The organism is Sellimonas caecigallum, from assembly GCF_019754295.1.
Taxonomy (GTDB): Bacteria; Bacillota; Clostridia; order Lachnospirales; family Lachnospiraceae; genus Sellimonas; species Sellimonas caecigallum.
Window position 1 is genome coordinate 1 of record NZ_VIRV01000054.1, and the last position, 928, is coordinate 928.

The window sequence follows — 928 nt, forward strand, 5'->3', positions numbered from 1 at the left end:
GCTGCTGGCTGTGATCACTCAGGATTCCGAGAGATCATTGTGTTTATGATAAAGAGAACACGTCTATGTTCTTACAATATCCGAATTTAGGTTAGTTACGGCTAACTTACAGACAAAAATTATAAGGCATTACTGCCCCATAATTTTCATCCATCCCGCCGTATAAAAGGCGCGCATTTCTCTGACGTAGTTTTCGGCATCTTTGAGCGGCATTTCGTGGATGATCAATTCAAAAAAAGTATGAAACATTCCGGTAATTAGAATATGCTCCAGCGAAGGATCGATATGAGGAGAGGGCCTTCCAAGCTTCCTTAAAACCTCCTGATAGGCATGAGTCCCTTCCACTTCAATCTCCACCATTTCATCAATTAACCCGGCAAATTTTGTTCCTTCCGAACAGACAAGGATCAGTTTACATTCCTCTAAATGCTCATACGCATAATGGAGAATATCCTCCATACAAAGCCCCGAAATTTCACTCATGACTTCCGGCTGCCTGGCAGCCGGGAGTTCTGCAAACTCCTGCTGTGCCTTTATAAAACGGTTGCGAATATATTCATAATGCTCACCAACGATGGCTTCAAAAAGTTCTTCTTTACTTTTGTAATATCCGTAAAAGGCTCCGGTAGTCATTCCCACGGATTTCACAATATTCCGCAGAGAAGCGTCTTTATATCCTTTTTCTAAAAATTCCGCTTTCGCTGCCCGGTGGATATTTTCTAAAGTCGTTCCATTTCCGTTTATTTTGCACACCTCCTATATAACAGCGCTATATAACACTGTTATAATTTTAATCTCTGAAAAAGGTTTTGTCAATAGCAACAAGAAATAGTTGCATAAAAACTGTAATCCAAACATCATTCTGCACTTTATTACTGATAAAATTTTTAAATACTGGTTTTGATAACAGCTTTATTTTTTCTAAATA

The 928-nt window shown here is 38.9% G+C and carries 1 protein-coding gene; it reads right to left on the reverse strand.

The genetic code is table 11. From position 1 onward, the window contains the following. Positions 1-129: 129 nt before the first annotated feature. On the reverse strand, positions 130-753 hold the full coding sequence (locus tag FLB61_RS12945; protein ID WP_087203517.1) for a TetR/AcrR family transcriptional regulator: 624 nt from the start codon (positions 751-753) through the stop codon (positions 130-132). Positions 754-928 lie beyond the last annotated feature (175 nt).